The organism is Clostridium sp. AF20-7 (assembly GCF_003479275.1).
GTDB lineage: Bacteria > Bacillota > Clostridia > Lachnospirales > Lachnospiraceae > Otoolea > Otoolea fessa.
Map to the genome: position 1 here is coordinate 162,232 of NZ_QUGF01000007.1, position 14,697 is coordinate 176,928.

The 14,697-nt window shown below is 48.5% G+C and carries 13 protein-coding genes; 10 read left to right on the plus strand and 3 right to left on the minus strand.

The window, feature by feature from the left end:
* Window positions 1-139 precede the first annotated feature (139 nt).
* The 6 genes from DWX68_RS09265 (at window position 140) to tuf (ending at window position 6,749) form a co-directional block, all read left to right on the plus strand.
* Complete coding sequence (locus tag DWX68_RS09265) at window positions 140-1,237, plus strand: N-acetylmuramoyl-L-alanine amidase (protein ID WP_118494279.1); 1,098 nt, start codon at window positions 140-142, stop codon at window positions 1,235-1,237.
* A 21-nt stretch (window positions 1,238-1,258) separates the two neighbouring features.
* Window positions 1,259-1,675 (plus strand): DUF5684 domain-containing protein, encoded by a 417-nt coding sequence (locus tag DWX68_RS09270; RefSeq protein ID WP_118629193.1) that lies wholly within the window; start codon window positions 1,259-1,261, stop codon window positions 1,673-1,675.
* A gap of 393 nt (window positions 1,676-2,068) precedes the next feature.
* Window positions 2,069-2,488 carry a 30S ribosomal protein S12 gene (gene rpsL / locus DWX68_RS09275; protein ID WP_022358472.1) on the plus strand — a complete coding sequence of 140 codons (420 nt, stop codon included), beginning with the start codon at window positions 2,069-2,071 and terminating at the stop codon, window positions 2,486-2,488.
* Between the two features lie 305 nt (window positions 2,489-2,793).
* A complete protein-coding gene (gene rpsG, locus DWX68_RS09280; RefSeq protein WP_022358473.1) occupies window positions 2,794-3,264 on the plus strand; it encodes a 30S ribosomal protein S7 in 471 nt (156 codons plus the stop codon).
* Window positions 3,265-3,279: 15 nt separating this feature from the next.
* The gene (gene fusA / locus DWX68_RS09285; RefSeq protein ID WP_118629195.1) at window positions 3,280-5,400 is read left to right on the plus strand and encodes an elongation factor G; all 2,121 of its coding nucleotides are present in this window, start codon (window positions 3,280-3,282) and stop codon (window positions 5,398-5,400) included.
* Window positions 5,401-5,555: 155 nt separating this feature from the next.
* Window positions 5,556-6,749 (plus strand): elongation factor Tu, encoded by a 1,194-nt coding sequence (gene tuf / locus DWX68_RS09290; protein ID WP_107000672.1) that lies wholly within the window; start codon window positions 5,556-5,558, stop codon window positions 6,747-6,749.
* 289 nt (window positions 6,750-7,038) lie between these two features.
* Here the strand turns inward: tuf and DWX68_RS09295 are convergent, their stop codons facing one another.
* The 3 genes from DWX68_RS09295 to DWX68_RS09305 all read right to left on the minus strand — a co-directional run bounded on the left by DWX68_RS09295 (window position 7,039) and on the right by DWX68_RS09305 (window position 10,435).
* Window positions 7,039-7,794, minus strand: coding sequence for a hypothetical protein (locus DWX68_RS09295; protein ID WP_147354948.1), 756 nt, complete (start codon window positions 7,792-7,794; stop codon window positions 7,039-7,041).
* A 222-nt stretch (window positions 7,795-8,016) separates the two neighbouring features.
* A complete protein-coding gene (locus DWX68_RS09300; protein WP_118629197.1) occupies window positions 8,017-9,132 on the minus strand; it encodes a glycosyltransferase family 2 protein in 1,116 nt (371 codons plus the stop codon).
* Window positions 9,133-9,307: 175 nt separating this feature from the next.
* Window positions 9,308-10,435 carry a carbohydrate kinase family protein gene (locus tag DWX68_RS09305; RefSeq protein WP_107000661.1) on the minus strand — a complete coding sequence of 376 codons (1,128 nt, stop codon included), beginning with the start codon at window positions 10,433-10,435 and terminating at the stop codon, window positions 9,308-9,310.
* A 353-nt stretch (window positions 10,436-10,788) separates the two neighbouring features.
* Between DWX68_RS09305 and DWX68_RS09310 the strand changes: the two genes are divergently transcribed.
* From DWX68_RS09310 to feoB, 4 genes are all read left to right on the plus strand, one after another.
* Window positions 10,789-11,610 carry a TraX family protein gene (locus DWX68_RS09310; protein WP_118524391.1) on the plus strand — a complete coding sequence of 274 codons (822 nt, stop codon included), beginning with the start codon at window positions 10,789-10,791 and terminating at the stop codon, window positions 11,608-11,610.
* A 191-nt stretch (window positions 11,611-11,801) separates the two neighbouring features.
* Entirely contained in the window at window positions 11,802-12,137 is a 336-nt protein-coding gene (locus DWX68_RS14920; RefSeq protein WP_242995768.1) for a FeoA family protein, read from the plus strand.
* 94 nt (window positions 12,138-12,231) lie between these two features.
* Window positions 12,232-12,456, plus strand: coding sequence for a ferrous iron transport protein A (locus DWX68_RS09320; RefSeq protein WP_022359013.1), 225 nt, complete (start codon window positions 12,232-12,234; stop codon window positions 12,454-12,456).
* A 32-nt stretch (window positions 12,457-12,488) separates the two neighbouring features.
* The gene (gene feoB, locus DWX68_RS09325; RefSeq protein ID WP_118523906.1) at window positions 12,489-14,672 is read left to right on the plus strand and encodes a ferrous iron transport protein B; all 2,184 of its coding nucleotides are present in this window, start codon (window positions 12,489-12,491) and stop codon (window positions 14,670-14,672) included.
* Window positions 14,673-14,697: the final 25 nt, after the last annotated feature.

The window sequence follows — 14,697 nt, forward strand, 5'->3', positions numbered from 1 at the left end:
ATACTTATAAAGGAAATGTTTAAAATCCAAAGTAATGTGATTAAATTGTATAAATTTAAAGAACAAATTTAACGATTTTAGACTTTCAAAACAGAAACAATTATTTTAAAAATAGAGACATTGGAAGGAGATTATATAGATGAAGAGACACAATTGGCTCAAAAAACACACACTGGGACTGGCGGCGGCTCTGCTGATGACAGCCGGTATGTCGCAGATCGCGCTGGCAGGTGACTCGGTGTATGTCAATACGTCTTCCCTGCGCTACCGGACATCGGCGCAGATCAAGGACAATAATATCGCGGGCAATCTGTCCTACGGTCAGAAGCTGGAGCGCGTGGGAACCAGCGGGCAGTGGACGATGATTCTTTTGAATGGAAAGAAGTATTACGTTTCATCCGCCTATGTGACAAGCAAAAAACCGGCATCTGCAGGTGCTGTCCAGACAACCAGCCAGACAGCAGCGGGAGCGCAGACATCCGGCGGCACGGCGATCGCACTTTCTTCTAATTATAAATACGCAAATTATTCAAAGATCAACAGCGGAACTGCGACCCTGTACCGCTCGACTGCTTCCAACAAGAAAAATAAAGTGGTCTGTGTCAATGCCGGACATGGAACAAACGGTGGGGGAAGCGTCAAGACCCAGTGTCATCCGGATGGAAGTGCGAAAGTAACCGGCGGCACAACCGGAGCCGGTGCTACCTCAGCAGTGGCAGTTTCCAGCGGTATGACCTTTGCAGATGGAACAGCAGAGAGCAAGGTAACACTTGCTATGGCAAAGGTGCTTAAGACAAAACTTCTGAATGCAGGCTATGATGTACTGATGATCCGTGAATCAGATGATGTACAGCTGGATAATATAGCTCGTACGGTCATTGCGAATAACAACGCGGACTGTCATATAGCCTTGCACTGGGATTCAACCAGCAGCAACAAGGGTGCCTTTTTCATGAGCGTTCCAAGCAATGCAACCTACCGTGCGATGGAGCCGGTTGCCTCTCATTGGAAGCAGCACAACCAACTGGGCGAGTCGCTGATCAGCGGCTTAAAGAGCGCGGGTGTGAAGATTTATTCTAAAGGCAGCATGGAGATGGATTTGACCCAGACTTCCTATTCAACGATTCCGAGTGTGGATATTGAGCTGGGAGATAAGGCGTCCGATCATTCGGGTGCGACGCTTGAGACTCTGGCGAACGGACTGCTGGCTGGCGTGAATACATTCTTCGGACAGTAAAAACTGAAAGGAGGAAAGCGTATGGGATTGGTGGCGTTTATTATGGCATATGCATTATTTGCGTTTATCTTTTATATTCTGCAGGTAATTGCATACTGGAAGATCTTTACAAAAGCCGGGGAAGAAGGATGGAAATCCATCATTCCGATTTACAATGGCTATGTACAGTACCGGCTGACCTGGGATGTGCAGTATTTCTGGGTGGCACTGGGACTGGCGGTCGGCGGAGGTATTTTAAATTCCTTCGGCGGAATCGTGGGAGTTATCGGTTCGCTTGCGCTTCTGGGAACAGCACTCATGAATGTGGTGGCACTCTATAAGCTGGCGTGTGCCTATGGTCACGGGATAGGATTTACTATTGGTTTATTTTTTCTGAATCCGCTTTTTATGCTGATTCTTGGTTTTGGTGATTCGGAGTACATGGGACCGCAGGGGTAGCGGAAATGAAGTTCCGGGATATTTAAGATATTTCCCGGACAAAAAAGAGTCAGATGAGACAATAGAGGGTTTTGCACTGTACCTGTCTACAGCGCAAAACCCTTGTTACTGCTCACAGGTAGGCACTTTTGGAACCGAAAGTGCCGTAAGAAAACGTGGTGGCAGCAGGAATTTGCCGTATTTAAATGCGAAGCCACGGCAAATTCCGTTACTGGGCACGTATGCGTGAACAGTAACAAACCCTTTAGTTTACGGGAAAAATTTGCATTTTATACCTTGACAGTGAAACTCAAACTAGCTATAATAAGTAAGCGTGCAAAATTCAAGGAATTTCTGCGCGGAAATACAAGCTTAAAAAAGCAACCACAGACAATATCACAGGAGGTGAAAAGGATGCCTACATTTAACCAGTTAGTAAGAAAGGGAAGACAGACATCTGAAAAGAAATCAACAGCTCCGGCTCTGCAGAAGGGATACAACTCTTTACAGAAGAAAGCTATCAACGTTTCTGCACCGCAGAAGAGAGGCGTGTGTACAGCCGTTAAGACTGCAACACCTAAAAAGCCTAACTCTGCTCTTAGAAAAATCGCCAGAGTTCGTCTTTCCAACGGTATCGAAGTAACAAGCTACATCCCGGGTGAGGGACACAACTTACAGGAGCACAGCGTTGTTCTGATTCGTGGTGGTCGTGTAAAAGACTTACCAGGTACCAGATACCACATCATCAGAGGTACTCTTGATACTGCAGGCGTAGCCAACAGAAAACAGGCGCGTTCCAAATACGGCGCTAAGAGACCGAAAGACAAGAAATAATTTTAATTAGGTAGAAGTTCTATTAGATTTAGAATGAATGTGCCGGACTTTGATATTGATCCTGTAGGTTGCAGGGAATCATAGAACCGCGCACGAGACGCAGGTTGAACTTAGAGAGAACCTGCCGAGTAGGAAGAGAGGAAGCACCATGCTCAATGTCGCGCTGAAAGACGCGCTCGTTTCGCAGGTGCGCTTTCACACTAAGCTCGTGAGGAACCTCGCTAAGTGTTCAATGCGAGTACCTAAGATCTAATGAATGGCTCCCGCGGCTCCCCGCCGGAGCAGATATTAAGGAGGGAAGTAACGTGCCACGTAAAGGACATACTCAGAAAAGAGACGTATTAGCGGATCCGCTGTACAACAACAAGGTTGTTACTAAATTAATCAACAACATCATGCTGGACGGCAAAAAGGGCGTTGCTCAGAAGATCGTATACGGCGCGTTTGATCGTGTCGCTGCAGAATCCGGTAAGGAAGCTGTAGAGGTTTTCGAAGAGGCAATGAACAACATCATGCCGGTTCTGGAAGTTAAGGCAAAACGTATCGGTGGTGCTACCTATCAGGTACCGATCGAGGTTAAGCCGGAAAGAAGACAGGCTCTTGCACTTCGCTGGATCACTCTGTACTCCCGTAAGAGAGGCGAGAAGACTCAGGAAGAGAGACTGGCAAAAGAGATTCTGGATGCAGCTAACAACACTGGTGCATCTGTGAAGAAGAAAGAAGATATGCATAAGATGGCAGAGGCTAACAAGGCATTTGCTCATTACAGATTCTAATAGGAGGAAAAAGCTTTGGCTGGAAGAGAATATCCGTTAGAGAGAACCAGAAATATTGGTATTATGGCTCATATCGATGCTGGTAAGACTACCACTACTGAGCGTATTCTGTATTATACTGGTGTTAACTATAAGATCGGTGATACTCATGAAGGTACTGCTACCATGGACTGGATGGCTCAGGAGCAGGAGAGAGGTATTACCATCACTTCTGCAGCGACAACCTGTCACTGGACTCTGCAGGAAAAATGCAAACCGAAACCAGGCGCTCTGGAGCATCGTATCAACATCATCGATACTCCAGGACACGTTGACTTCACGGTTGAGGTTGAGCGTTCCCTGCGTGTACTGGACGGTGCTGTAGGTGTATTCTGTGCTAAGGGTGGTGTAGAGCCGCAGTCTGAGAACGTATGGCGTCAGGCTGATACCTACAATGTACCGCGTATGGCATTCATCAACAAGATGGATATCCTGGGTGCAAACTTCTATGGCTGTGTAGAGCAGATCAAGACCAGACTTGGTAAGAATGCTATCTGTTTACAGCTTCCGATCGGCAAGGAAGATGATTTCAAGGGAATTATCGACCTGTTCGAGATGAAAGCATACATCTACAATGATGATAAGGGTGAGGACATTAGCATCCTTGATATCCCGGAGGATATGAAGGATGACGCTGAGCTTTACCACACCGAGCTGGTAGAGAAGATCTGCGAGCTGGACGACGATCTGATGATGGCTTACCTTGAGGGTGAAGAGCCGTCTGTAGATGAGTTAAAGAAAGTATTAAGAAAAGCAACCTGCGAGTGTCAGGCAATCCCGGTATGCTGTGGTACTGCATACAGAAATAAGGGTGTTCAGAAGCTCCTGGATGCAATCATTGAGTTCATGCCGTCTCCGCTCGACATCCCGCCGATCAAGGGTGTTGACCTGGATGGCAACGAGACTGTAAGACATTCTTCCGACGAAGAGCCGTTCTCTGCTCTTGTATTCAAGATCATGACCGACCCGTTCGTAGGTAAGCTGGCTTACTTCCGTGTGTACTCAGGTGTTATGAACTCCGGTTCATACGTACTGAATGCAACAAAGGACAAAAAAGAGCGTGTTGGACGTATCCTTCAGATGCATGCCAACAAGCGTCACGAGCTGGAAAAGGTTTACTCCGGTGATATCGCAGCAGCGATCGGATTCAAGTTCTCCACCACAGGTGATACTATCTGTGATGAGCAGCATCCGGTAATCCTGGAGTCCATGGAGTTCCCGGAGCCGGTTATCGACATCGCTATCGAGCCGAAGACCAAAGCTGGTCAGGACAAGATGGGCGAGGCTCTTGCAAAACTGGCAGAGGAGGATCCGACCTTCCGTGCTTATACAAACAAAGAGACTGGTCAGACAATCATCGCTGGTATGGGCGAGCTCCATCTGGAGATTATCGTAGACCGTCTGCTTCGTGAGTTCCACGTTGAAGCTAACGTAGGTGCTCCGCAGGTAGCTTACAAAGAGACCTTCACAAAGGCTGTAGATGTAGACAGCAAGTATGCAAAACAGTCTGGTGGTCGTGGTCAGTACGGTCACTGTAAGGTACACTTCACTCCGATGGATCCGAACGGCGAAGAGACCTTCAAGTTTGAGTCCAGCGTTGTCGGCGGTGCTATCCCGAAAGAGTACATCCCGGCTGTAGGCGAAGGTATCGAAGAGGCTGCTAAGGCAGGTATCCTCGGCGGATTCCCGGTACTCGGCGTTCACGCTGACGTATACGATGGTTCCTACCATGAGGTCGACTCTTCTGAGATGGCTTTCCATATCGCAGGTTCCATGGCATTCAAGGATGCTATGCGTAAAGGTAACCCGGTACTGCTTGAGCCGATCATGAAGGTTGAGGTAACCATGCCGGAAGAGTATATGGGTGATATCATCGGTGATATCAACTCTCGTCGTGGTCGTATCGAGGGTATGGAAGACATCGGCGGCGGCAAGCTGGTTAAGGCTTATGTTCCGCTGGCAGAGATGTTCGGTTATTCTACCGACCTTCGTTCCAGAACTCAGGGACGTGGTAACTACTCCATGTTCTTTGAGAAATATGAGCAGGTTCCGAAGAGCGTTCAGGAGAAAGTTCTTGCTGGAAAAGCTGAGAAATAATTAAAAATGTAACTATATTGCCTTTTCCGGGCAGATAACTGCCCGGAAAAGCAATATTAGGCTTGAAAAAACGGCTCTAATCGAATATAATTAGAGTCAGCCTAACATAAATTGAGATACCCGTATTGGGTGTAAATTAAGGAGGACGTCTTAAAATGGCAAAAGCAAAGTTTGAAAGAACTAAACCGCATTGTAACATTGGTACTATCGGACACGTAGACCATGGTAAAACAACCCTGACAGCAGCTATCACAAAAGTTCTGGCTGCAAGAGTAGCTGGTAACACAGCTGAGAACTTCGAGGATATCGATAAAGCTCCGGAAGAGAGAGAGCGTGGTATTACTATCTCTACTGCACACGTTGAGTATCAGACAGAGAAGAGACATTACGCACACGTTGACTGCCCAGGACATGCTGACTACGTTAAGAACATGATCACTGGTGCTGCTCAGATGGATGGCGCTATTCTGGTTGTAGCTGCTACCGATGGTGTTATGGCTCAGACAAGAGAGCACATCCTGCTTTCCCGTCAGGTAGGCGTACCGTACATCGTAGTATTCATGAACAAGTGCGATATGGTAGACGATCCGGAGCTGCTTGAGCTGGTTGAGATGGAGATCAGAGACCTGCTGAACGAGTACGAGTTCCCGGGCGATGACACACCGATCATCCAGGGTTCTGCTCTGAAGGCTCTTGAAGATCCGAACGGCGAGTGGGGCGACAAGATCATGGAGCTCATGGACGCTGTAGATTCCTACATTCCGGATCCGGTACGTGCTACTGATAAGCCGTTCCTGATGCCAATCGAGGACGTATTCACCATCACAGGTCGTGGTACTGTTGCTACCGGCCGTGTTGAGCGTGGTACTCTGAAACTGAACGATGAGGTTGAGATCGTTGGTATTCACGAGGAGACTCGTAAGACTGTTGTAACTGGTATCGAGATGTTCCGTAAGCTGCTTGATCAGGCTGAGGCTGGTGATAACATCGGTGCTCTGCTTCGTGGTGTTCAGAGAACTGACATCCAGCGTGGTCAGTGTCTGGTTAAACCGGGCTCTGTAAAATGCCATAAGAAATTTACTGCTCAGGTTTACGTTCTGACAAAAGACGAGGGTGGTCGTCATACTCCGTTCTTCAACAACTATCGTCCGCAGTTCTACTTCAGAACCACTGACGTAACAGGCGTTTGTGAGTTACCGGCTGGTACCGAGATGTGTATGCCGGGCGACAACGTAGAGATGACTGTAGAGCTGATTCATCCGGTAGCTATGGAGCAGGGTCTTCGTTTCGCTATCCGTGAGGGCGGCCGTACAGTAGGATCTGGTAGAGTTGCTACTATCATCGAGTAATCAATGAATTAAACAAAGGTGCTTCTTGTATGCGCAGCAGGCAAGAAGATGTACCGTATATATATTATAAAGTCGCTTCCAGGAAGCGCATTGTGTCCAGACGTAAGAGATACCCCGGAACCGTAAGGTTTCCGGGGTTTTTCTGTTGTTTCATAGGAAATTGCGTTCTATGAAACAACAAACGCTCCGCGAGGATGCGTACTCGCGCGAAGCAGAAACATGTCGCAAGCGACCGCGCGAGACGCCCGAATGTGTCAAGGTACATTCTTTTTCACAGAATTTCAGCCTTTTACGCATTGTCGGTTGCCAGAAGTCCGGCGGCACGCAGGTTGGCAAGAAGTTCATTGAAGCGTTCAACGACATCTTCAGCACTTGTTGCATCTGCGACGGGAGCAGCGGCGGTAACGGTGGCGGCGGGACCGGTAGGACCGGTAGGACCTGTAGCGCCGGTAGGACCCGTTGCGCCGGTAGCTCCTGTAGCGCCGACAGCTCCTGCAGCGCCGGTAGGACCTGTAGCGCCAGTCGGACCCGCAGCGCCGGTAGCTCCTGTAGCGCCAGTTGGGCCGGTAGCGCCGTCAGCCCCGGTCGGCCCAGTCGGACCCGCAGCCCCGTCAGCGCCAGCCGGCCCAGTCGGACCCGTAGCGCCCGCAGCCCCGTCAGCGCCAGCCGGCCCAGCCGGACCCGCAGCGCCGGTAGCGCCGGTCGGCCCAGTCGGACCAACAGCCCCGGTAGTGCCGGTCGGCCCAGCTGGACCCGCAGGACCGGTAGCGCCGGTCGGCCCGGTCGGACCAGTCGGCCCGGTCGGACCAGTCGGCCCAGCCGGACCCGTAGCGCCGTCCAGTCCATCGAGTCCGGCAGCACCAGTGGGACCGACAGGTCCGATCGGTCCGGGGCAGCCGCGTGGTCCTATGGGACCGGGACGACAGCAGTTGTAGGGTTCAAAAGAACCGGGACAGCCGCGATCGCGTCCGCAGCGCCCATAGCCGTTATTTTCATAGTCACTATCATCAAAATAGTAGGGAAAATTACATGAATGACGAAACATAAAAAACTCCTTTCCAGATTTAGGACATCCATCCTGATGTAGTATATGTGTGCGATGAAAGAGATGTGCATTAGCAGAAAGGGGCGGGGAAATTGAGGGTTGGGAACTGTGGAATATTATAAGTGTGGAAGACGGTAAGAATGAATGTAGAAAGTGTGGATGCCGCTGGATGGAACGACTCCCAGTCCGCTGCTCAGACCACTGCAGAGGTCGGAGCGAATGTCACAAGATAGGTAATCCGTTTGTTTTATGGTTTGAGGATATGGTTTGAAAGTATTCTTCATTTGTCAAAACCGCCGAAGAATCCGGGCGGATTTTTTTCGTTTCCTTATGATAATACAGTGCCTTATCATAGTCTCCCATCCGATCATAGCAGACGCAGAGCTGGATTAAAGGAATGAAATCATAGTAATCGGCTTCGATAAAGGCATTTGGATGATATTCTGGTCGGTCTTTGAGGGCAAGCTGGTACCAGAAAACAGCCTGGGAAATTTCTCCGAGGGAAAGTTTCAACCGTCCGATCTCACAGCAGGTTTTAGCACGTGGGCGGTCGTAGAGAAAACTCTGGAACAGAGAAAGCTGGCTGGCAGCCGTATTTCTGAGCATTTCATGGCAGCGCGCCAGAAGCAGACAGGCGTCCGCCTTATTTTCATACCACCCGTCCGGTTCGTTTAGGAAATGTTCCAGAACCGGGCGGGCTTTTTCGTATTGTTTGTGGTCGATGAGTTCGCGGGCGTAGTAGTATTGATGGCGCGGATCGAGCAGTTCGCCGTCTGCAAGCATTGTTTCATAGATTTTCAGGTTCCGGTCAGAATGGGTGAGAGCGGAAGCAGGCTTCCGGTGTTCGATCTGAATAGGAGAATAGAGAATTCTGCCGCGTGGCGCGATGGCTTCGTGGACGCGTCCTTTCCAGCGAAAATGCCGGTCCGTTCGCAGAATCCGTTCGCGATCGTAGGTAAATGCAGGTGTGCCGTCCGGCTGGAATCCAGCGATGTATTTCATCATGACAACGTCGGGCTGCGGGGATTTGCTTAAAGTTTCTTTCAACTTTAAAATCGCTGTAATCGATTCTGCGGGAACGACATCGTCGGCGTCGAGCCACATCCAGTATTCGGTTGTGACCTTTTCACAGATGAAATTACGCGCGGCGGCGAAATCATCGTTCCACGGGTAGTGATAAATATGTTTGGTGTATTGCCGGGCGATTTCTACAGTTCGATCGGTGGAACCGGTGTCGGCGACGAGGATTTCATCCGCAAATTGTATGGCAGATGCTAAAACACGCGTCAAAACGGCTTCTTCATTTTTGACGATCATACATAGGCTGAGGCGGATCATGGGATCTCCAAAATCAATATCAAATTGATATTAATATATGAAAGAAGTTTTTAGATGTGTACAGACATTATATATATAATTATATAAGGATAAACAGGAGAAAAGTAACGTACTTTTCTCCTGAAATGATGGCTGCAATTCACTCTGCGCTATTTAACAGCACTTGAAAAAAATATTATAGAGCTTCGAAAAAAGCATCGGTCAATTTCTGTATATTCAGATACGGGTTCTCATAATCAAAACTACGCATCCGTCCCTTGGCAGCCAGAACACCGAGCTGGATCGGCTCAGCGATATCCGAATTGAGCCGATCATCGAGCATACCGCTGATGAAACCGCCGGCAAAGGAATCACCGGCGCCGGTATCGTTGTTTAGCTGGTACTGGTAGAGCTTTTTGTGGCGGACTGTGCGGATCTGACATACGCCGTCCTTAAAATGGATCAGCTCATGGCGGTCATCGTGCTTGACAATGAGGGTGCGGGTGGGATCCGGGTTGATCGCAGAAAAATACTCACAGAGGTTCGCGTAGAGCGGACGGGCGCTGCGGGCATTGAAGCCGAGGTTTTTCTTTTCGGATTTATTTAAGAAAACATAATCGGCATATGCGATCAGTGGCTGTAAGCGCTCACGGCGCAGCGATGTATACTCAAAACCAGGATCCATGCTGACTTTCATGGCAGGATTTAAATGTTTTGCCTGGATGACCGATTGCATGATTGCCTCGAATTGGTCGAAATCAGACAGGGATGATAGGTGGATCCAGCGGGCCTGCGCGAGGTACTCCGCCAGTGTGGTTCCCGTCCGGGCTTCCTGTTCATGGATGCGGTCTAAGAGAGTGTTGTTGGCACACGGCGCGATCTTGATGCAATTGCGCGTGTGATTATAAAGGCGGACAATCGATTTGGCAATCGCTTTGGAATATGGATCGTCGAAGCGCTCGCGCGTGGTAAACAGCCAGTCACGGTTATCCAGGTGCGCCAGCTCGGCGTCAATGTCATTTGTCTTGCCGAAGCGCAGATCGAATGGACTGGGCGTGCCGCACACGCCGACGTAAGCGACCTGCAGGTTAGGGAGAATATGCTTTGCCACTTTCAGGGTGATGAAAGCAGAACCGCCGATCTGGGTTGTGTATTCCTTGCCTTTTATCGCCAGCTCCTGAATATCGTTTTCCACATCGGAAATCGGGTTGCTTAAGTTCTCGTCGCCTCCACCGGCGGATGTCTCCACCAGATCGAGCCCGGTGCAGTGAAACATATAGTCATAATTGATAGCGCCAATGCAAATAATATCTAAACCTGCCATGAGATTCTACCTCTTTTGTCCGTGTATTTTTTAGTATTTAAAATGAAGAGCGGTGCGGGATTTTTGCTTTTTCAGCAGGATCTCGCACCAGCACCATTTACAGAATATAACACGGTTTTTCGTTTGTCAAATAAAATGTAAAATTAGTGTAAAAAAGACGCGGAAAAGTGCCGAAAAGCCTTTATTTATAAGAAAAAACTACATTTTTTATTAGAGAAAATAAAGAAAAAAGATGGGGAGAAAGAGTGGAAAATGAGAATGGGAAAATAGGGGAGATGGAGAAAAAGGGAATGGAAAAGTGCGGATGGACAGCGGGTGAAATGTTCAGTATAATTTGATGGAATAGAGATAGAATGGACAGGAAACGAAGGGAGGAGAGTGCGATAAAAGATCGAATCAAGGAAAAGCAGAATGAGAAATCAGAGGGGATGGAAAGAGTGGTTTTAACCCGCCTCCATCTCAGCGCCTCCGCCCTTAAATATTTAGCACTCCTGGCGATGACGGCAGACCACATTGCGGTGATCTGCAGACCGGTTCCGGGATTCCGGACATTTGGGGATCTGGCGTTTCCATTGTTCGCCTTTTTATTAGTAGAAGGTTTTTTTCACACGCGGGATCGCAGATGTTATGGACGGAGGCTGCTTTTGGCGGCGGTTGTGTCGGAGATTCCGTATGATCTGGCATTTTCCGGACGGTGGATGGATGCACAGCACCAGAATGTCTGCCTGACCTTTTTTCTGGCGCTGGTTGCGATGGAGCTGTTAGAGCGGTATGGAAACGGTATCTGGGAGAAGCTGGTGCTAACGGCAGTGTTCTGTACGCTGACAGAAGCGGCGGGAGCAGACGGCGGCGCATGGGGGATGGGAATGGTGCTGGCATTTTATTTTTGTGTAATAGGAAATTCCTTGGAATTCCCTATTACACAAAAAGGCACTAACGTGCCAAGGAACATTCTTTTTCATGAGAAAACGGCAGGGGTGTTTATGAAGATAATCGTTGCCGTCCTCATCGGAGCGTTCGCGTGGCAGGAACCCCTCTGGGTGCTGGCGCTCACGGCCGTCTGCTTCATGTTATATGATGGCTCCAGAGGTCGGAGCAGATTTCGTTCCTTCTTTTATGTCTATTATCCGGCGCATCTTTTGACGCTGTATTTTGTGGGAAAATGGCTGGGATGACTTTTATCCTATAGGAATTTTTGACAATTTTCGGGCGTAAAACACGCCCTTTTTTTATTTCCAGGTCAGGCAAAAAAACTTGACAATAAAGTTAGCATGTGCTAACCTTATGTATGGGTTAGGAGAAACTAATGAAAATTAGTCTCATCTAATGAAAATTAGCTCTCTCTAACAACTGTTAGCAGGCACTAATGAAAATTAATGTACGCGAATCAATTAGATTACCGGCAGATGAAAACAGCCGTTTCCGCCAAGTGAGACATCATGACGGGCAGAAGGTGGAAAAACAGAGGAAGGAGAATCGTATGCAGGGAGCAATGCCGATTTCGATGGCAACCGTAGGAACCGCCTATACGATCAAAAAGATCAGCGGAAACACAGAGGTTCGTTCTCATTTAAAATCCATGGGATTTAACGAGGGAACCGAAGTAAAATTGATAACCCAGCTGGACGGAGACGTGATTATTCACGTAAAGGAGTCCAGAGTGGCTATAAATAAGGATCAGGCAAGACACATTCTGGTCTAAGACAAGGGAATGGGGATATTCCGGAGCAGGTTGTATGGTAGAAAAGCAGACGGAATCCCGAGTAAAAAATTGGAATGGTTAGGAGGAACAGAGAATGACGCTTAAAGATGCACAGGTTGGATCTACCGTCAAAGTTGTCAAGATTCATGGCGAAGGCGCATACAAACGCCGCATCATGGATATGGGCATCACGAAGGGAAGCGAGATTTTTATTCGAAAAGTAGCTCCGCTGGGCGACCCGGTAGAGGTTACGATTCGTGGATATGAGCTTTCACTTCGTAAAGCCGATGCTGAGTGCGTAGATGTTCAGACAGTTTAATAAGTTTGATTAAAAAAGCAGGAGGATGAAAAATGGCAATTCATATTGCTTTGGCGGGTAACCCGAACTGCGGTAAAACAACCATGTTTAACGCACTGACGGGTGCAAACCAGTATGTAGGTAACTGGCCGGGTGTTACAGTTGAGAAGAAAACCGGTAAATTAAAAGATGCTTCGGGAGAAGAGGTAAATGTAACGGACCTTCCAGGAGTTTATTCCCTTTCTCCGTATACACTGGAGGAAGTTGTAACCCGTGATTTTATCTTAAAAGAGAATCCGGATGTCATCGTAGACTTAGTCGATGCAACCAACATTGAGCGTAACCTGTATCTGACCACACAGCTGATCGAGACAGGTATTCCGGTTGTTATCGCTTTAAATATGTGCGATCTTCTGAAGAAGAACGGCATTAACATTGATGTAAAGGCACTGTCCAAGAAACTTGGCTGCCCGATCATCGAGACTTCCGCGCTGAAGAAAACCGGTCTGAAGGAAGTCATTGCAGAGGCAATCAAGGTTGCAAAGAGCCATGCTGCAGGCACTGTAAGTGCTATTTTCGAGAGCGGTGTAGAGGATAAAGTAAGCGCAATCGAGGCAGAGCTTCCGTCCAGCATTCCGAATGCAGAGAAGAGATGGTATGCAATCAAAATTCTTGAGAACGACAGCAAGGTTGCAGAGCAGCTTGGTCTTAGTGCAGACAACCGTTTCTCCCGTTACACCAAGGAGCTGGAGAAAGAGTTTGATGATGACGCTGAGTCCGTTATCACTGACCAGAGATATGTATACATCCAGAAGGTTATCGAGGAGACCGTAAAGAAACCGGCTCAGAAGATGAGTCTTTCGGATAAGATCGATAGCATCGTAACCAACCGTTTACTTGGTATTCCGATCTTTGTTCTTGTTATGTGGGCGGTTTACTATGTATCCGTTACTACGGTTGGTACATTCGTAACAGACTGGACCAATGATACATTTGTTGGCGCAATTCAGGGCTGGGCTGGCGATGCACTGGCAGCAGCAGGCGCTTCTGACCTGATTGTAAGCCTTGTAGTGGATGGTATCATCGGCGGTGTTGGTGCCGTTCTTGGTTTCGTTCCGCAGATGGCTATCCTGTTCCTCTTCCTTTCCATTCTGGAAGATTGTGGTTACATGGTACGTATCGCATTCGTTATGGACCGTGTATTCCGTCACTTCGGATTGTCCGGTAAGAGCTTCATCCCGCTGCTGATTTCTTCTGGCTGCGGCGTTCCTGGTATCATGGCGTCTAAGACCATCGAGCAGGACAACGACAGACGTCTTACCATCATGACAGCAACCTTCGTTCCGTGTGGTGCGAAGCTGCCGGTTATCGCTCTGATGGGCGGCGTTATGGCTGGTTATATGAGCGGCGACATGGATCTGGCTACTATGATGGCTCCGATCATGTACTTTGTAGGTATCGTTGCGGTTCTTGTATCCGCGATCATGTTAAAGAAGACCAAACCGTTCTCCGGCAAACCAGCTCCGTTCGTTATGGAGCTTCCGGCGTACCACATTCCGTCCGCTAAGACCGTTCTCCTTCATGTTTGGGAGCGTCTGAAGGGATTCATCATCAAGGCTGGTACAATCCTGTTCCTGGCTTGCGTTGTTATGTGGTTCCTGTCCTCCTTCGGATTTGTAGACGGTGGATTTGGTCTGGTAGAAGAATCTGCTGATTCTATCCTGGCTATGCTGGGCGGCGCTATCGCAATCCTGTTCCGTCCGCTTGGTTTCGGCGAGTGGCAGCCGGTTGCAGCTTCCATCACTGGTTTCACAGCAAAAGAGGCTATCGTTTCCACCATGGGCGTTCTGGCAAATGTATCCGAGGATCTGTCTGAGGAGACCGATGTCGTAGCAGCAGCAATCCAGACATGGTTCCCGACAACCATCGCAGCCTTTACATTCCTGCTGTTCAACCTGCTTGACTCTCCGTGTCTGGCAGCTATCGCAACGATGGCACAGCAGCTCCAGTCCAGAAAATGGTTCTGGTTCGCTATCCTGTATCAGAATCTCTTCGCTTACGCTGTATCCCTGATTGTATATCAGTTAGGTGGTCTGGTACTTGGCGCAGTTGCATTCAACGTATGGACTATCGTGGCAGCAGTCCTTCTTGTACTCATGCTGTTCATGCTGTTTCGTCCGGATCCATACAAGGATCAGAAGAGCTACACAAGAAGCTCTGTAGAGGCAGCTTCATAAGTTAGTTTCTAAATGAAAAATAAAA